20 protein-coding genes are annotated in these 18,225 nt (G+C 35.2%); 11 read left to right on the top strand and 9 right to left on the bottom strand.

Annotated elements, in window-relative coordinates:
* The first annotated feature begins 197 nt into the window (after positions 1-197).
* The 7 genes from rplM (at position 198) to RV15_RS00980 (ending at position 4,610) form a co-directional block, all read left to right on the top strand.
* Positions 198-644, top strand: a complete 447-nt coding sequence (rplM, locus tag RV15_RS01010) for a 50S ribosomal protein L13 (protein WP_303393681.1) — start codon at positions 198-200, stop codon at positions 642-644.
* Positions 645-657: 13 nt separating this feature from the next.
* The gene (gene rpsI, locus RV15_RS01005; RefSeq protein WP_010762225.1) at positions 658-1,050 is read left to right on the top strand and encodes a 30S ribosomal protein S9; all 393 of its coding nucleotides are present in this window, start codon (positions 658-660) and stop codon (positions 1,048-1,050) included.
* 507 nt (positions 1,051-1,557) lie between these two features.
* Positions 1,558-1,842, top strand: a complete 285-nt coding sequence (locus RV15_RS01000) for a hypothetical protein (protein WP_071876191.1) — start codon at positions 1,558-1,560, stop codon at positions 1,840-1,842.
* A gap of 10 nt (positions 1,843-1,852) precedes the next feature.
* Complete coding sequence (locus RV15_RS00995; RefSeq protein WP_071876190.1) at positions 1,853-2,212, top strand: hypothetical protein; 360 nt, start codon at positions 1,853-1,855, stop codon at positions 2,210-2,212.
* Positions 2,196-3,464 carry a T7SS effector LXG polymorphic toxin gene (locus RV15_RS00990; protein WP_071876189.1) on the top strand — a complete coding sequence of 423 codons (1,269 nt, stop codon included), beginning with the start codon at positions 2,196-2,198 and terminating at the stop codon, positions 3,462-3,464. The genes RV15_RS00995 and RV15_RS00990 overlap by 17 nt, the downstream gene beginning before the upstream one ends.
* 17 nt (positions 3,465-3,481) lie before the next feature.
* Positions 3,482-3,913, top strand: a complete 432-nt coding sequence (locus RV15_RS00985; RefSeq protein WP_071876188.1) for a hypothetical protein — start codon at positions 3,482-3,484, stop codon at positions 3,911-3,913.
* Entirely contained in the window at positions 3,906-4,610 is a 705-nt protein-coding gene (locus tag RV15_RS00980; protein WP_071876187.1) for a hypothetical protein, read from the top strand. Before RV15_RS00985 ends, RV15_RS00980 begins: the two co-directional genes overlap by 8 nt.
* Before the next feature lie 374 nt (positions 4,611-4,984).
* On the opposite strand, the gene RV15_RS00975 is transcribed toward RV15_RS00980, so the two are convergent.
* The 5 genes from RV15_RS00975 to RV15_RS00955 all read right to left on the bottom strand — a co-directional run bounded on the left by RV15_RS00975 (position 4,985) and on the right by RV15_RS00955 (position 10,711).
* Positions 4,985-6,310 (bottom strand): MATE family efflux transporter, encoded by a 1,326-nt coding sequence (locus RV15_RS00975; RefSeq protein WP_071876186.1) that lies wholly within the window; start codon positions 6,308-6,310, stop codon positions 4,985-4,987.
* A 292-nt stretch (positions 6,311-6,602) separates the two neighbouring features.
* The gene (locus RV15_RS00970) at positions 6,603-7,436 is read right to left on the bottom strand and encodes an alpha/beta hydrolase (RefSeq protein ID WP_071876185.1); all 834 of its coding nucleotides are present in this window, start codon (positions 7,434-7,436) and stop codon (positions 6,603-6,605) included.
* Positions 7,436-8,656 (bottom strand): MFS transporter, encoded by a 1,221-nt coding sequence (locus tag RV15_RS00965; protein WP_071876184.1) that lies wholly within the window; start codon positions 8,654-8,656, stop codon positions 7,436-7,438. The genes RV15_RS00970 and RV15_RS00965 overlap by 1 nt, the downstream gene beginning before the upstream one ends.
* 93 nt (positions 8,657-8,749) lie before the next feature.
* Complete coding sequence (locus RV15_RS00960) at positions 8,750-9,619, bottom strand: AraC family transcriptional regulator (protein ID WP_071876183.1); 870 nt, start codon at positions 9,617-9,619, stop codon at positions 8,750-8,752.
* A 12-nt stretch (positions 9,620-9,631) separates the two neighbouring features.
* The gene (locus RV15_RS00955) at positions 9,632-10,711 is read right to left on the bottom strand and encodes a helix-turn-helix domain-containing protein (protein WP_245791176.1); all 1,080 of its coding nucleotides are present in this window, start codon (positions 10,709-10,711) and stop codon (positions 9,632-9,634) included.
* Positions 10,712-10,862: 151 nt separating this feature from the next.
* On the opposite strand from RV15_RS00955, the gene RV15_RS00950 reads away from it, so the two are divergent.
* The 4 genes from RV15_RS00950 to RV15_RS18830 all read left to right on the top strand — a co-directional run bounded on the left by RV15_RS00950 (position 10,863) and on the right by RV15_RS18830 (position 14,580).
* On the top strand, positions 10,863-11,780 hold the full coding sequence (locus tag RV15_RS00950) for an ROK family protein (protein ID WP_071876181.1): 918 nt from the start codon (positions 10,863-10,865) through the stop codon (positions 11,778-11,780).
* Between the two features lie 26 nt (positions 11,781-11,806).
* Entirely contained in the window at positions 11,807-12,916 is a 1,110-nt protein-coding gene (locus tag RV15_RS00945) for an alpha/beta hydrolase (RefSeq protein ID WP_071876180.1), read from the top strand.
* Positions 12,917-12,919: 3 nt separating this feature from the next.
* Entirely contained in the window at positions 12,920-13,729 is an 810-nt protein-coding gene (locus tag RV15_RS00940; RefSeq protein WP_071876179.1) for a phosphatase PAP2 family protein, read from the top strand.
* 149 nt (positions 13,730-13,878) lie between these two features.
* Positions 13,879-14,580 (top strand): DUF6287 domain-containing protein, encoded by a 702-nt coding sequence (locus RV15_RS18830; protein ID WP_245791175.1) that lies wholly within the window; start codon positions 13,879-13,881, stop codon positions 14,578-14,580.
* Positions 14,581-14,742: 162 nt separating this feature from the next.
* Here RV15_RS18830 and RV15_RS00930 read toward each other — a convergent pair whose 3' ends face one another.
* The 4 genes from RV15_RS00930 to RV15_RS00915 all read right to left on the bottom strand — a co-directional run bounded on the left by RV15_RS00930 (position 14,743) and on the right by RV15_RS00915 (position 18,139).
* The gene (locus tag RV15_RS00930; RefSeq protein WP_071876178.1) at positions 14,743-15,726 is read right to left on the bottom strand and encodes a tRNA dihydrouridine synthase; all 984 of its coding nucleotides are present in this window, start codon (positions 15,724-15,726) and stop codon (positions 14,743-14,745) included.
* 133 nt (positions 15,727-15,859) lie between these two features.
* Positions 15,860-16,786, bottom strand: coding sequence for a dimethylarginine dimethylaminohydrolase family protein (locus RV15_RS00925; protein ID WP_071876177.1), 927 nt, complete (start codon positions 16,784-16,786; stop codon positions 15,860-15,862).
* A 21-nt stretch (positions 16,787-16,807) separates the two neighbouring features.
* Entirely contained in the window at positions 16,808-17,710 is a 903-nt protein-coding gene (locus RV15_RS00920; protein WP_071876176.1) for a cation transporter, read from the bottom strand.
* 9 nt (positions 17,711-17,719) lie between these two features.
* On the bottom strand, positions 17,720-18,139 hold the full coding sequence (locus RV15_RS00915) for a MarR family winged helix-turn-helix transcriptional regulator (RefSeq protein WP_071876175.1): 420 nt from the start codon (positions 18,137-18,139) through the stop codon (positions 17,720-17,722).
* Positions 18,140-18,225 lie beyond the last annotated feature (86 nt).

Below are 18,225 nucleotides of genomic sequence, written 5' to 3'. Positions count from 1 at the left end.
TAAGTATTTTCTATTTTGAAATTAGAAGTAAAATTTTTTAATCGTAAAAAATTAGAAGAAAAATAGTGGAAAACCTTAGAAATTCATTGACTTTACTAGTGATAGAAGGTATCATATTAAATGGTATTGTTTGCCCCACAATGAGCCCCGGAAACTCAAGTGAATGTCAAACATCGAATAGAAAATTGGAGGAAAGAATCGTGCGTACAACATATATGGCCAAATCTGGCGAAGTAGAACGTAAATGGTATGTAGTAGATGCAACAGATATCCCAATGGGACGTCTTTCAACTGTAGTTGCTTCTATCTTACGTGGAAAAAATAAACCAACATTCACCCCACATGTGGATACTGGAGATTTCGTAATTGTAATTAATGCTGATAAAATCAAATTAACTGGTAACAAAGCAAGTGATAAAATTTACTACCGTCACAGCCAATACCCAGGTGGGTTGAAATCTGTTACTGCTGGTGAATTACGCGATAAAAACTCTCGTCGTTTAATCGAAACTTCTGTAAAAGGTATGCTTCCTAAAAACACTTTAGGCCGTAAACAATTTACTAAGTTAAACGTATACGGTGGAGCTGAGCATCCACATGCTGCACAACAACCAGAAGTATTAGATATTACTAACCTAATTTAAGGAGGGAAATTCATTGGCTCAAGTACAATATATCGGCACTGGCCGTCGTAAAAATGCAGTTGCCCGCGTACGTTTAGTACCTGGTACTGGTAAAATTACTGTAAACAAAAAAGATGTTGAAGAATATATTCCACACGCTGACTTGCGTGAAGTTATCAACCAACCATTTGGCGTAACTGAAACTAAAGGCGCTTATGATGTAATGGTAAACGTTAATGGTGGAGGCTACTCTGGTCAATCAGGTGCGATCCGTCACGGAATCGCTCGTGCATTGTTAGAAGTAGATCCTGATTTCCGTGCTGCTTTAAAACGCGCTGGACTTCTTACTCGTGATGCCCGTATGGTAGAACGTAAAAAACCAGGTCTTAAAAAAGCTCGTAAAGCTTCACAATTCTCAAAACGTTAATTATTGGAATCGTTGCGAATTTATTCGCTTACGAGTACCATTCAATTACAATGTTTCAAGACACTTTCCAAACTTTTGGAGAGTGTCTTTTTTGATTTGGTTAAGAGTTTGGTTTGTCTGTCTATATTCTTCCAAGCGTTTAATTGTGTCAATTTTTGTTTGCTCATTTGTATGTCCGTAAACTTTCTAATCCTGTTAGAAGTTTCTGCATGACCGAAAAGAAATTTAATAATTAGGCAATTAATTCCTTGATTTAGTAAATCTGAAACAAATGTTTGTTGTAAGCTTTGGGAACGGATGTGAGGAACTCTATATTTTTTATTAATTTCAAAGGTTCTTGAACGATTTTTATAGAGTAACATTTTTTCGCTGTTTTTATTCTCGATCTTTTTTATTTTTTAGTCAGATATATTTTTTTATTTGTCGGGTTTCCTAACTATCCAATGATGTTATAATTATTATGGCTGTTTAATTGTTAACGGTAATAATTAATAGGAGTGTGAAAAAATGGGAGAAACGGTCAGTACAGATGGAAATGCAGTTGCTAAATTTGCTGCGGATATTTTAGTTGCAAAGGGAAGTATTGATTTTAAGCCAATAAATAGCATTAATACGTCTACAAGTCCAGCAACAAATGAGTTGAAAACTTTAATAACTAGTTTTCAACATACAATTGATACTTATAAAACCTGTTTAACCACAGAGGTAAGAAATGTACAAGCCGTACATAATGCAATTGAAGAAGCAGATAAAAAAATAAAAGATAGCATATCAACAACGATGCAAGCATGAGGTGGAATAGATGGATAAAAATTTATTTAGCTTGCGTATGAAGGTAGAGGAAGCAGAAGAAGATTTCAACAGTTTGAAAAAGAAAGCTGGAGAGATTCCATTTGCTTATGAAGAGTGCCAAAAAGCGATCAATCGACAAAAAGAGATATGGGAACGTGTCCTACATTATTCTAAAGGGACAGATTCAGAAAGACAAGTCTATCAAAAATTAGATGAACTGGAAGAAAAGCAAAGGGAACTTACAAAAGTTTTTTCTATTGCAGATGAAGAAATTGAAGACGAACTGACGGATAGAAAAGCAGTTTATGAAAAAGCTGAATTACTATATGAAGAAACTAGAAAGGAGGACTCCAATGAAAATAATGTATGAGGAACTAAGTGATGTAAAAAGTAGTATTAGTTCGGAACGTTTAAATGCTGTAGGTAGTTTTAATTCTGTGACAAGTTCAATAGATGGATTAGCAGGAAATAGAAATTTATTAGGTGGTGGTTGGGTTTCAACTGTGAGCCATCTCCAAGCGTATCAAGAGATAGACAAAGCACTATTCAACGTTTATTATGAGATGGACAATAGTTTAAATAACTATTTAACAGATTTTGTTGGTGAAGTTGGCAAGACAGATGAAGTATTAAACACAGACGATTTGGAAGGATTGCTTAGAGATTTACAAACTGCTCAAAATGAATATACTAATTTAATGAGTGATTTGGCTAAATCGATGAAGAATGTTCCAGTATTGGGTGAATTTTTTAAACAACAGAGCATTGATCCTATTAAAGAAGATATTGAGATTTTACAGAAATATCAAGCTTTTGAATCTAGTCATGCCTCTCATTATTCGGAATTATCTAGTTTGATTAGTGACGTAAACACAGGATTAGCACAATTAGGCAATCCAGCAAATTTTCTTAATCCAAGAGACGGATATAGAATTGTTGATTATGGTAATCAACAATGGTTTAAAAATTTAAAAGGATATAATGATAGCCAACCAAAAAGTCGTGTTGAAACGGTGACAGAATTAGATGATGCTGGAAATGTTGTCTATGTTGTTTATACAAATGGTGTAAAAGATGAGAAGCTAACAGCTCAACTAACAGAGGCGATGAAAGGAAGTTGGCTTGATCGAAGCATAGATGCGGTTGCTCAATTTTTGGATATTGTAGGGAATGTTGTTCAAACGACACTAGGTATTGTTACGACAATTACTGGAATTATTGGGACAATCGGTGGTTGTGCTGTTGTAACGTTAGCCACAGGTGGTGTAGGAATCCTTGTAGATGGTGTGATTGTGACAGAAGGTGTAGTCGTTACAACCGCTGGTATTGCTATAACTGTTGATGGGTTTAATGGCTTAACAACGAGTAATTTTTCTGGAAAAGATAGTACAACAAATCAAATTAATAATCAGATCCAGTCGGGTAAAGCACCTAAAGGAGTAAAGAGAGCTGATAAAGGATTTAATGATGTAGAAGATGCGCAAGATCATATTCATTTCGATGATTCTAGGTGGACTCTAAACAGAGATGGTTCATGGGGGCATAATTCTAGTGGTCAGCCACCTAAACTGACTAAAAAGATATTAAAATGGTTACAAGATATAGGTTGGAAACTACCTTAATATGAAGGAGTAATAACATGGAAAATATAGATGAATTTATTGCAGAGTGGCAAGATAGTTCTAATGAAGTTTATTCAGACCACATAGATTTTTTTATAAATAAAACGACATTTGATTATAAAGACTGTTTAATGGTTATGAAGGAAATGAGAAAAAAACTAAACGCTCAAGGGTTCGACAAAATAAAAATAATGATAAAAATACAATGTGGGCAATCAAAAAAAGTACAAATCTGGGGAGAAAATTTTTGGGATTTGGTAGATGCTACCTTAACTCCACCAGAACTTTTTATAGGGGGAAAATTTCCAAAGGATTCTTGGTCGAATTGTCATAAGATTAATCATTCAAATCAAATAGAAGGTATTGAAAATTATATTGTTTCTTATCCTGTTGAAGATGGATTCATTAGATGCCTTAATTTAGTAGAAAATGAGGTGTCGTATGTATAATGTTGCTAATTTTTTAGAAAAAGTAGAAAAGAAAAGTAGTAAGCGGATATCTGCAGATGATGTGTTGAATAAAGATATATTTACTTATAGAGAACTAATATCTTTAATTAATAGTTTTGTTGTGAATTTAAAGAGTGAACAATTTATAGAATGCCAAATCTCATCAGAAACAGAAATAGATACAGGAAGTAAAGAAGCTTTACTAGATGCACATGTAGATACAGAATGGTCTATTCCAGATATTGAAATTAATGAAAACTTAGTGTGGTATCCTCAAAAAAACGAAACAACTATAGAACTTGACGAATTATCAGAATCACTGATTGCTATTTACTCTTCTCAATCGGATTATTGTTTAACAATAGTATCTAAAGAAGTTTTTTATAATAGGAAAGTTTCAGATATGGTCCAGTCGCTATTAACTGATATTTCTTTTGGAGATATTAATCTGGTTAATAGTGGGAAGCTCATTGGAGAGAAAAAATTTAGAGAAATTGTAGATCATTTAATTAAATTAGATTATATTTTTGTAGTCAGAAAAAAACTGGTTAAAGATATGGAAGCAATCATTATAGAAAACGTTGTTGATTGGGAGAATAGAGAAAACTACAGTATTGAATTTACAAAAAAAGGTAGGGAAGATTATTCAAGTAATATAATAGGTCTTGAAGTGATGAGATTTATGAGTTTAACATAGGATCAGTGAATTAATGAATAAAATGTGAACAAAAAATAACCATCAAAAAAAGCTACAGCCACTATGTTAACAAATCGTAGTAGCTGTAGTCTTTTTGTATAAAGATGTTGTGTTCAGAATCTAGTTAAATAGTATGGTTATATTTTAACTTTTGGTCTTGTTTTTAACTCTTCAATTTGTTTTTCCAAAGTATCTGTGCAACCTCTTAAAGGTTAAATTCAAAATTTCCATCTGCGTATTAAAGTTTGATTAAGTAGCAATAAAGAAGCCAACAGCCGCTATATTTTCCCAACGATGCATTTGACTTCTTTTATTGGTTATATGATTTTGTATTAATCCTCACGAACGCACCAAATAATATTCTGAAAACTTGTCTATATATTTTTAGGTACATGATTCTCCCTTTTCAATTTCTTTGTAAAAAAGACACTTAAAACAAAAAAGTTAATAAAATATAAGAAGAAAATTGAATCTAATGTTAGCATTTTTTGAAGACTGATCATCATCATCCCGAAAATACAAAAAGCATTAACTAAAAAAGTGGTTTTAATCACATACTTTTCATGTTCTGTCGATTGAAGGCTATACTTACTTATTTCATATCCCACAGTTGAGATAGAAAAAAGGAAAAGTATAGGCAATTTTTCTGTTGCAAGATTTAATACTGCAGAATCAGTAGAGAAAAAGGACAAAAATGGCTCTTTTGCGAAATAAATAATGAAAGAAAACAAGCAATAACCTAGCAAAGACAAGAGAAAGGAGATTTTAGTGATCTTACCTATTTTTTTAGCTTTTCTTTCTCCGTAAGCTTCGCTGACAAAAACTGTCACAGCATTAGCAAACATAAAAGTAGGCAATTTTATAATAGTTAATCCCTGTGCGATCAATGCATAGGAAGCTAGGTTTAGTTTACCTGATCGAGCGATGATTGCTTCAAATACAATAATAAAGATAACTCCTTCTAATATTTCCTGCCCAAGTAAAGGCAATCCTTTTTTTAAGAGGTTCTTTATATAAATTGGTTTTTCTAAAATAGCTAGTTTAATTTGTTCTTTCACTAAAAAAGTATAAACGAATAAAGTAAACAACATAGAAATGTTTAAAGATAAACCAGCTCCAACTACGCCCATTTTAGGGAATATGAACAAACCGTTGATGAAAGTATAGCTTAGAAATAGTTGTAAAATAGAACTTGCAAGGGAGATTGTAAAAATATACATAGTCTTTTTTTCTACTTTTAAAATATTCGTTAAAGTAAAAGAGTATAGTGTTAATAAAATATACGGAGACATTGAGAGTAAATAGATACTGGCTATTTCTTGTAATTCACCTGTGAATCCATAAATTTGATGAAGAAATGTATTTCCAAATAGAACTATTAAGGCTATAACTCCAAAACCAACGATTGTATTAAGGACTGTAATAGAAGAAATATACTGGTAAAAACTCTTCTTATCTTTCTGTCCCAATGCTTTTGATCCTAACATATTAAAAGCAACGCTTAAGACTCCTAAAATACCACCAACAGAAAATAGTAAACTATCTATTGTATTGACGGAGGATAAAGTTGACGATGAAAGTCTTGAAACAATAGCAAATGAGATTTGTCCTATTAAAAGTTGTAATAAGCTTGAAGCTAATAGGGGTAATGAAAATGAACTTAATTCTTTTGTTAATGACAGATTAGCTTTTTTCTTCATAATTTACTTCCTTAAATGGGGAAATTTCTAAATACAAGTGGCTTTGAATTAGATTAGTATAGATAAGATCTTAAATGTGAATGAAATCACATGTTTTTCTGTGAAGAATAATGTATACTTCTCCTTTATACTATTTATTCATTACTAAAAATGGTATCAAAAAGCTTTTTTGTTGTCAATCTAAGGTGTAAATTACTTGAATACACAAAAAATGGCTTGGACACCATTCTAAAAATGATATCCAAGCCACAAGTGATTAATTCAAATGTAAATAATCCTTTCAAACCAAGTCCTATTCCGCCACATTCCCACTACTCAAATAATTTCCTTTTTCATCCAAAGGTAACCAATCCAAGAAATTTTTCACATATTTATCCCAGAAATCCCACTCATGTCCACCCTCATCTTCAATATAAGTAAGTGGAATTTCTTTATCATCCGCAAATGATTTAAAGCCTCGAACACTTTCAAGTAAGAAATCTTCTGTGCCGATTGGAAGATATATCTTAGGAATGTCTTGTTTGTTTTCGATCAATTGATTGATTAAATAGTAATAATCTTTATCACTATCCTTGATCGTATCAATTCCTCCAAAGGCATTGTCATAAAAGTCTAAACTCCAACCTGTAACGGATAATAATTCAGAACGCGCAATAATTTGATCGATCATCAAACCGGGTGAAAAAGCACCGATATGGCTAAAGGTTTCATGGTATTTCAATCCGTTGATCATAGCACCGTAGCCACCCATTGAAAGTCCTGCGATGAAAGTATCTTCTTTTTTATGAGACAAAGGAAACATGTTTCTCGTAAATTCAACGAGTTCATCTACCACGTAGGCACCGTAGTTTTCACCACGATTTGGTTTATCGACGTAAAATTGATTTTCACCGGATGGCATGATAACAGCTAGATTATGCTCTTCAGCCCAGCGTTGGATTCGGGTACCAGATAAATAATCCGTATAATTGCCAAAAGCGCCGTGTAATAAATACAATGTTTTTAGTGGTTTTTGTTGAGCCACTTCTTCTTTTCCAAATGAGATATGATCTAAAGGAATAATTGCGTTAAAGGTTACCGTGCGTGATAACATTTTCGAGATAAAGTTTACTTGTACTAAAGCCATTATGCATCCTCTTTTCTAATTTTTATCGTATCTTTTTGTATAGCAGTTTGCGCATTCTTTTTCTTTTGAACACTTAACAGAATAAAAGAGCATGCACTTAATAGAATGAGACCTATTCCACTCATTAAAAAGCTATCGGAAGCGGTTGTCATTCCAAAGGTTTTACTTAAAAAACTATTGATTGTGGGAGATAAAAAGACGCCTAAGTTGATCCCGACTAATAACACACCTGTCGCTAAGTTAGCGGAATTCTTCGGTGCAATTTGCCCGACTAACATAAACATGAAGGGAGCCGCTAAACTAAAGGCTAAACCTGAAACAATAGCACCAAGGGTTACAATCGCAACTGAATTGGCGGATAAAATAATGATAAAGCCAAGACCGATACCCAATAGTCCAATTGGCAGTACTAGCTGTTTTAACCACTTGAAAATCTTGCCATAGAAAACACCGACAACAATCCCAACAATTGTAACGGAGCCTAAAATACTTGCGGCAGTTTCTGGTTTGCCAATGCCAGTTTCCACCAGTAAAGTAGCTGTTTTTAACATGATCACAAAAAATAAAGCGTATACAATTAAAGCGAAAAGCATTAAGCCGATGGTCGCTCCGTTGATACTTTCTTTTTCTTTTTTAGTGTTAGCGGTTGGATCGTCTAGTTTTTCCGCTGCAGGTAAGGTCACAAAAAGAGCGAATAATGCTAATGGTAAAACGGTGATTGCGTAAACTAAAAAAGAATTCTGCCAACCAAATTTAGTAAAGTAGCCAACTAATAAGGTCATCACAGTGCTGCCAATCGACCCCATTGCTCCTTGAAGCCCCATTAAACTAGCCTGCTCATCCCCAGAATAAAGTTCAGTAATTAAACTTACGGCAAGGGCATTAAATAAACCGACTCCTGCTCCAAACATAAAGCGTGAGGCTAAGATAACTGTATAGTTTTCTATAAAAACAGGAATAAGGCCAGAGATCAACGCAAGGATGAGCCCTAATAAAACCGTCTTTTTCTTGCCTAGAAATTTAACGAAAATATTGCTTAACAAAACAAAAATTAAAATCCCAAAGTTTGGAACCGTGGCAATAAGTTCAATTGACGAGGTGCTTTGATCTGGAAAAGCCTGCTGCATCAAAGGGATGAGTGATGATACGGCGGGTCCCGCTACCAAAACTAATGAGATAGACAGTAGTGATGCTTTAAATAAAAAGCTGTTTTTATTCATGATAGGTCCTCCGATAGATTATTGTAATCGATTACAAATAAAGAATATCACGAATTCACAAATTAAAAGGGGCGGAATCTATCGAAAAAAAGGTCATTTTCTGCCATTCTGTTTTGTTCGATAGTCCAATTGATATTTTTTGGGTGTTTGATGGAAAACATCTTCGAAGGTTCTTCTGAATGATTTCTCATTGGGGAACCCAACGACATCAGAAATCACATGAATTGGTTTGTCACTATGAAGTAATAGTTCTTGTCCTCGATTGATTCGAACCAACTGGACGTATTTCATGACACTTAATCCAAGACTTTTCTTAAAAAGTTTGCTTAAGTAATTTGTCGATACGTGAAAATGATCAGCTAGGCTCCCGACAGATAATTCTTGCTGATAATTTTTTTGAATAAACGATATGATGGGCTGCATTTGACCTAAATGTTGCTGATAGATATTAGAATTGATCGGCATTTTTTCACGATGCATCCAATCTTTTGCCATTAGGTAGATTATTTCGTAAGTTAAACGGATTAATTGTAGCTCTAAAAACTCTTTCGGTTCCCGTCTGACTAGATGATAAAACTGACTTAGCGCTTCCCGTAATTGATTGACTTGCGCAAGTTTTCCAGAAGGGAGATTATCAAAACGCATAAACTCAAAGTGAGGAATCAGCTTACTTAAAAAGTCATAAGGTATCTGGATCGTCAATGCTTCAAGATCGGCGCAATAACTGGAAACAGCACCGTGAACCTCTGCTGAATTAATGAATAAAATGGTGCCAGGTTCTGTTTGATAGGTCACATTATTGATTGTATAGTTTTCGATTTTTCCAGAATAAGTGTAGGAAATCTCGAAAGAAGTGTGCCAATGTGGCAATACTGTTCCTGCTGAGTGATCCGCGCCATGAACAATCCAATTGACGGGGATCAATTCGTGTGTATATTCAATAAATTCATGCTCAAAAACCATAATTGCAACTCCTTAATTTTTTTCATGCCAATAGCACTTTGGGGTCATATGTTCATATTTTTTGAATACTTTGATAAAATAACTTGCATCATTAAAGTGAAGCAAGGAACTGATCATATTTAAATCGTACTGTTTAAATTCCAATAGTCGTTTGCTTTCTTCTATTTTTTGTTTCATCACGTATTGATTGAGTGAAAGTCCTACTTCTTTTTTAAACAATTTAGATAAATGAGGGACAGAGTAATTTGTGTAAGCCGCAATCATTGGGACAGATAAATTCGAGTAGATATTTTTATGGATGAACTCACATGTTTTTTTGACAGTGGTAGAGTACTTGATATAGTTGTATTTACGTACCTCTTTACAAAATAATAGGAGTATTTCTAATACGGGCGGTTGGGCTCCATGAAAGTGATTTTTTCGTTCAATGTCTTGAATCAAGTTGTCGCTTAAAGTATACGCTCGTTCATACGGAACGCCGCCTTTAATCGCATATCTTGTGGAAACCGCTACGGCTACAATTAGGATGTTTTTTTGATTTCTCAATTCTGATTCAGTTGAAAGTATGCCAGTCTGGCTATTTTTTTGAAAAGCGTAATAGTATCTTTTTAATCCTTCTTCATTGCCGTTCATGACTTCGATAAACATAGCCTCTTCGCTTTCGAAGTCGTGATGATAAAGTTGTTGTTCGATTTGCTCACTTAGCACTTTTTCAATGATCGTTTCTCTTAGGTAGAGAATGTTTTGATTGAGAGACTGAACTTCTTTAGCTGTGAATTCTTTTTCCTTCATAAATAGATGAATGGTTTCAGAAATCTTCAATAACCGGTCGTTGTGAGAAATGAAATTGCCGACTTCATCATCAATGAATAGACAAACCAATTGATTTAACTCGTCGGTATCGTAAGCGAATAGTAGCAATTTCTGCTCTTTGAAATAATAATTATGAATGACACTTGTTTGCGTGATTATTCGTTGAATTTGTTTCTCTGTCAACTGATGATTGGTAAGATTCTTCTGGTGGCTGATCTGTCCATTTGTTTTATCCACAACAATATAAGAAAAAATAGCGATATCGGATAGATGATTCAAAAATTTTATAAGCGCTATCATTTTTTTCAGCTCCTTTGATATAAAAATACCATTAATCATAAAATTATACTATTATTTCTCTCTGAAATGAGTAGAATACAATTGAAAGCGCTATTAAAATCTTTTCAAGAGATAATAGGAGGAAAGCCATATGACTGAATTAACCACTCACTTTTTAAGTATTGATATTGGAGGCACCTACATTAAGCACGCCTTAATTAATCGTAGTGGCCAAATTATTTTTGTGAAAAAGGAAGAGACACCAAAGAATATTGAAGAGTTCAAAAGCTGTTTAACTGGTATTCTTGATCAATACAAAGGACAAGTTAAAGCGGTAGCTGTTAGCTGTCCAGGTAAAATCGATTCTAAAGAAGGGGTTGTTTATCATGGGGGAGCCTTGGTTTACTTACATCAATTCCATTTGAAAGAATTTATTGAATCTTATATGAACCTGCGATGCGCCATAATGAACGACGGTAAATCAGCAGCACTTGCTGAATTGTGGTTAGGGCAGTTAAAAGACATCGAAAATGGTGGTGTGATGACACTTGGTACAGGCATTGGTGGCGGTCTTGTTTTAAATAAAGCACTTCACTCAGGCAGTCATTTCCAAGCAGGGGAGTTAAGTTTCATGCTCCTTTCAACGAATCTTCCAATCAGTTTGGAGACTGTGGCGGGAGCGAAAGGTTCGGCAGTAAATTTCATTCGACAAGCGTCAAACTTATTGAAGTTAGAGGATCCTTTAGATGGTAAAAAAGTATTCGAAGAATTAGAAAAGAAAAATGAATTAATTTATCCATTATTTGAAGAATTCTGTCGCAATGTGGTGATTGTCATCATGAATGTTCAATCAGTCGTTGATTTACAACGAATCGCTATTGGTGGCGGTATCAGCGCACAACCCATTCTTGTGGAAGAAATAAAGCAACAATATCAACAATTACTTGCCTCTGCTCCAGTGTTAGAGACGATGTTGACGCCAGTAGAAATTGTTCCATGTCATTTTAGAAATGAAGCTGGATTGTTGGGAGCCTTGTATCATTTACTTGAAGAATTAGAAGAAAATTAATCATTTCACTTTTGGGAGGAATCATAATGACACGGGAATACGATCTAAAATTAGTAGAAGCGATTAAAAATAAGCAATATACAGAAATACGTCGTGATGTGTCGGTCATCGTAAAACCAATTCCAGATTGCGATATTGATGGTGCGATGGATCCACGGGTGTATAAAGGGGCTAAAAAAATGAGTCTACTGATGAAATTTATCCCCAAAAGTATGCTGAAAATGGATGCTAGTCCAAAATCGATCAAACGTTTGCGAAAAATGTTTAATAGCGTAGATTCAACACCCATGGTTGAAGAAGACATTAAAGAAATGACTTTTACGATTAAAGCAGAAGATGGCTTTGATATTCCCATGACTCGTTTTCAATCGGAAAAACCAATGGCTCATTCACCTGTTCTCTATTTTATTCATGGCGGTGGCTTCTTTGCTGGTAGTACGGATGTTGTTAGAGAAGCCTTGAGGTTATTTGTTAGTCAAACCAATATGATTGCGGTCAGTATCGACTATCGTTTAGCACCTGAAAATCCTTTCCCAATCGGACACACAGATTGTTACACTGGCTTAAGGTGGCTAGCCGACCATGTGGAAGAATGGGGAGCTGATAAGCGGAGTATTTTCGTCGCGGGAGATAGCGCTGGTGGGAACTTAACAGCCTATTGTAGTAACCGAAATATTGAAGAAAATCGTGACGATGTATGTGGTCAAATTTTACTTTATCCGACGCTTAATATGGGTGGGATCAAAGATGAATATACTGAATTTGATATCGATCAGGATGTAGCGATTTATTCGAAACAAGCCAGCGTTATTCGTCCCGGCATTGAGATTTTTGGTGAAATGACGACCAGTTTATCCGATATTTTAGGGACAAAAGATATTTTAAATAAATACTTAACACCCTATATGTCAGTCAGTGAAAAAATGCCAACAACGATGATCACTTCAGGAGAACATGACTTTTTGACCTTTGAAAGTTTAGCATATGCTAAAAAATTGGTTGATTTAGGAGTGGATACGACCTTTACTTTATACAAAGGTATGGGGCATGCATACATTGATCACGTAGGAAATTATCCACAGGCAGAAGATTGCATGCAAGATATTAGTGAATTTATTAAGAAAAATAGGAGATAGAAGATGAAAAAACAAACAAAAATCTTTTTTGGTTTCGTTGCTTGTTTACTACTTATCTTTACTTTTACTGATTTACAGATTTCTGAAATGCTTTACAATCCAAAGAGCACGTTTGGTTGGTTCTTTGAATCGTTTGGAGAAGTGATTATCGCATTGATTGGTTGTTTTAGTACAGTTGGAATGATCAGAACAAGTGGGAAAAAATGGTCTGTTGGCAATATTCTATTAGGAACTCTATTTTTGTTTGATACCTTTATGGCAAGCTTTTTAATTAGGCATTATTTAAAATTACCAACTTTTGCTATGGGGTTATTAGGAATTTGTTGCGTGATTATCTTCCCTTTAATTGGGTTTAACATTCAACCTGCTGATTTTGAAGTGGTTCGGCGAATAGCCAAAGCAGGTGTTGTGATTTCCCTTGCTCCGATCCTCATCGTGACGTTAGTCAAAATGCTGTGGGGGCGTCAACGTTTCCGCTCAATGCTCGATCCAGCAGCCGAGTTTACGCCTTGGTATGTGATAAACGGATTTACCACGAATGATGATTTTATGTCTTTTCCTTCGGGACATTCGGCCAATAGTGCTACCATCATTTGGATCACTTGGTTACCGTTATGGCTAGAAAGATTAAAAGGGAGAGAGACGCTGCTATCTCTTATTTCTGGTATATGGATCATCTGTGTGATGCTAAGTCGTGTCATTATGGGGGCTCACTTTGCTAGTGATGTGTTAATGGGAGCGGCGATCGTGTTGTTTTTAAATATGTATTTAAAGAAGAAATGGTATCCTTCTATTGAACTTGGGACGCATTAAAAATTTGTATGAAAATAGGTATGGCTTTGCGAGAAATGGGCAAAGCCATACCTATTTTCTTTCGGTCAATGTAGACGGAACTCATAATGTATATTACTATGAGACCTATAACGATATACAAAAGACTTGGAGGGTTTGGTGTGGAAAAAATGAAGAGAACTATTTTGTTAGGTTTGAGCCTGGTATTTCTGGGGGTGCTAGTAGGGTGTAATAATTCCGGTAAATCAAGCGTGGATACGGCTACAACATCATCTAGCAGTAGAGAAACTACAGAGTTGACTACTAGTATTAAAGAAACCACAGAACGAACAACTACGCAATCTAGCATAGTTCAGGAGACGAAAGAAACAGATGGATCACAGGAACAAGCAAGAGAAGAGCAAGCAAACGAAGCCATTGAATCGATGAATCTCTCTCAAATTCAACAAGGCGATTTCACAAGCCTCAATGGAACTTGGGTAAATGGATTAGGGAATACAATTTTTGTGGCAAACAATACAATGAGTTTGACAGACATTTCTAACCAGAAGCAAGCCGCAGAAATAACTGGGCTAAATGTAGATATTCCCCAACTAAATTCACCAGAGGGGACGCCTGAGTTAGTATCATATATGAGCGATAGTAACAAAGTTAAATCGTATGAACAACAATTTGGGCTTGAAGAGAACCAAGGGTTTGTTTCTTTACGAAGTAATCTCCCAAGTGCGGTAATCTACGTGTCCTTCTTACCAAAAGGTATAATGGGTGATATATTAGAGGGGGATATCACCAGAGATAAAATTGTTGCTGTGGGTACACAAAACACCGCGACATCTGTTCGAGCAGAATATGTCTATTATAAAGCTGACTAAGTTGTTAGAGACCTTGATAACAAAACATTGCGATATTTTATATGAAGTACCTACAAAAAGTGGGTGCTTTTTTATACTATTTTTTTCGTAATTACTAAATCTCGGTAGTAAAAAGAAAAAGCGCTCTATTCTAGATGCGCTTAAAATAACTATATAACCATATTATTCTGATAAAGACTCATTTGGTTTCACTTTATAAAACTCTCCTAAAATCTCTCGCACTTCATCTGTCGATTTCGTCCCCATCAATTTAACGCGCAAATCACTAGCGCCAGGAAATCCCTTCACGTAAATCTTAAAGAAACGGTGCAAACCAACGATTGAGCGTGGAACCATTTCCGCATAATGATCCTGTAAATCAAGCTGCATCTCTAACAATCCAAGCAACTCTTTCGGCGAATGCTCTTTTGGTTCTTTTTCAAACGCATATGGATTCTTAAAAATTCCGCGGCCGATCATAATGCCATCTACACCATATTGTTCTGCCAGCTTTAATCCTGTTTGCCGATCAGGAATATCACCGTTGATCGTAATCAGCGTTTGTGGCGCAATGCGATCCCGGATTTCCATGATTTGAGGAATCAAGTCCCAATGGGCGTCGACTTTACTCATTTCATTCCGTGTTCGTAAATGAACAGAAAGATTGGCAATATCTTGTTTCAATAAGTGCGTGATCCATCCTTCCAGTTCAGCGATTTCTGCATAGCCGATCCGTGTTTTTACACTAACAGGTAACCCACCAGCTTTGGCTGCTTCAATCAGTTCAGACGCTACTTCTGGTCGTAAAATAAGACCGCTCCCTTTGCCGCGTCCGGCTACATTAGGGACAGGACACCCCATATTGATGTCGACACCTTTAAAACCCATTTCGGCTAAACCAAGGCTCATCTCTCTAAAGAACTCAGGTTTGTCACCCCAAATATGAGCGACCATCGGCTGTTCATCTTCGGTAAACATCAAACGCCCCTGGACGCTTTCTATACCATCAGGATGGCAATAACTATCGGAATTTGTAAATTCAGTAAAAAAGACATCCGGTGCGCCTGCTTCTTTGACAACATGGCGAAAGACAACATCGGTCACATCTTCCATCGGTGCTAAAACAAAAAAAGGCTTCGGTAGTTCTGCCCAAAAATTATTCATCATTCTATAATCTCCACTCTATTGCTTTCGGTTAGGTTCTGAAAAACATACTCATTATACTAATAATACTGAAAAGAATCAAAGGGAAGTTTTGTCCTCCCCTTGATTTTTTTCAGCATTCATCTAGACACCAATATTATTTCCTACGTTCCAAGGGACAGGATGCACATCTGAATGCACCATCTAAAAGAGTATGCCAAGTAAACGATAATGGCAAAACAGTAAAGCCGCGGTTCAGCAATTCTTTTTGTAATGCCTGATGTCGTTTTTGTACAATGACCTTTTTTTCACCAATGACTAGGACATTACCACCCATTTCTTGTCGGGTCTTAGCATTGATTGGAATAAACGTATAGTCCTGTAATTCTTCTGGTAACTGTTTTAAAGAGTCACGATGGATGATCGCTGTCTTAGGTGCGATGATTGTCATACAACAATCTAAATGAAGAATGGCATCATCATTTAAGAAGACAGGAATAATATGCCAGTCACTATTCAACTGTTCCTTTAGCCATGCAATCCCAGCGATATTACTAGCATATTTTCCGATACCGACAAAAACATTTGGATAATCAACTAGTACATCACCGCCTTCTAGAAAGACTGGATCTGACTGAGAAATAGTTGCTACGTTATTCTTTTTTTTGATTTCTTCGATTAATTTTTTATAGCCCAAACGTTCCTTTTTTCTCATTTCAATTTGCAAATGACCTTCTATTAATAGATCTCCAACACACATAACGCTGTCTCTAGCATACATTTGGCCTAAGCCAAATGGTTCCGACTGTCCCAAAGTAATGGGGGCTACCTTTAAAACGGTTATATCATTTTCCAGCAATAATTTTTCGAATTCAGCGAGCTCGTTTCGGAATTTTTGAACTATAAAGCGAGGTACGCGTTTGCCACGGAGTAGACGATAAACAATATTAGTCATAAACTTTTTCCATGTAGGCATATTTTTTTCTTTTTCTATATCATGGCTATCTGGGAAAAATAAGTTCTGTGCATCACCAATAATAACTGTTTTTAATGGATCGTATTCGTTGTAGACATTAATATTCATTGTTTATTTCACTCCTTTTGATTAGTAGATAAATTCGAGTGTAACGAATTCATATTTCTTACCAAGCTCATTTAATATAGACTGCTGTTTTTTATGCAAATAATCAGTGTCAATAGCTTGCATCTGATTACTTAACTTGATACATATCTTAAAAGACATGCCTAGCTTGTAAATGAAACAATGTTTGATTAATGATTTTTGTTTGATATGTGAATGGACACAGTTCTCGATTTCTTCATAAATCGTTTTATCTGCTAAAGTACTACCTAATATTTCAAAAAGTGAATTTTTTAAAATGTTAAACGGTGTTTTTATTGAACTAATAACTAATAATACTGTTACGAAAAAATCTGCTGTATAGAGTAGAAAACCTAGTGAAGAATTTTGGTTAATGAACAACACTAATAAAGCGGCAATTCCTACACCAGCTGACATAATACCATCAATCAACGTATTTTTAGTTTCGGCTAGTAGTAGGGTGCTTGTTGAGTTTGTTGCTTTATTTTGTCGACTATAAAATATGGATAAACTAAAACATAGTATAACCATCACAAGTGCATAAGGGATGATCGGCAAAAGATTAAGAATTTTTCCATGTCCTAGAACAAAATAGGCGTATGCCTTATTACTCACAGAAATAGTTGAGAAAACTAATAGAGCAATTGTGAGCATTGATTTAGCTAAAGCGTAAATAGGTTCTAGAATAAAAAAACCGTTAGGAAAGCGTGTTGTTCTATTTGCACTTACTTTGGAGATGAAAATAGCGAAAGCCCCAGATAACACTGTCATGACTGTAAAATAGGCATCGATAAACAAGGCTTCTACTTTAGTGGTCCGATAAGCAATTAGTCCGGCTATGCCCATTAGTATATTAAAGAAAATCCCGATATATAAAGCACGCTGTTCTATTTTTTTTTGATCCATTCTTCCCTCCTAAATCTTTTCATTTATTTTATGCATAAGACGATGTAACTCTTTTTGTTCGTTTTCAGAAAGAACCGAGAGACATTCAGAAAAAACGTGATCAAATAACTGATAATTTTTTTGGCAATGTTCTTTTAGTTCAGGGCTAAGTTCTAGATACTGGATTCGTTTGTCGACAGGCGAGGGGTGTTTAGTCAAAAAGCCTCGTTCTAAAAAACCGCGTATAATTCGAGTAGAAGCTGGTTTGGAAATTTCAGCTTTTTCAGCAAAGCTTGTCAATGTAGGCTTTTTTAGGCTATATAGGATATCAATGTAGTGCTCATCATTTGCAGATAAGTCAGGGAAGGTGTCACTTCGCTGTGAATTATTTTGAAACTGAATTAACACATTGTCGTAGATTTCTGAAAAAATTTGTCCAATCGGCTGCATCAATAGTTCCCCTTTAGTTAATTAAAGTAATTACCTTTGTTAACTAATTTAATGCAAAATAGCTTGATTGTCAAGTATTATCTTAT

Origin of the sequence: Enterococcus silesiacus (genome assembly GCF_001886225.1) — a bacterium.
Taxonomy (GTDB): domain Bacteria; phylum Bacillota; class Bacilli; order Lactobacillales; family Enterococcaceae; genus Enterococcus_L; species Enterococcus_L silesiacus.
This window is presented reverse-complemented; position numbering and strand designations above follow the sequence as displayed.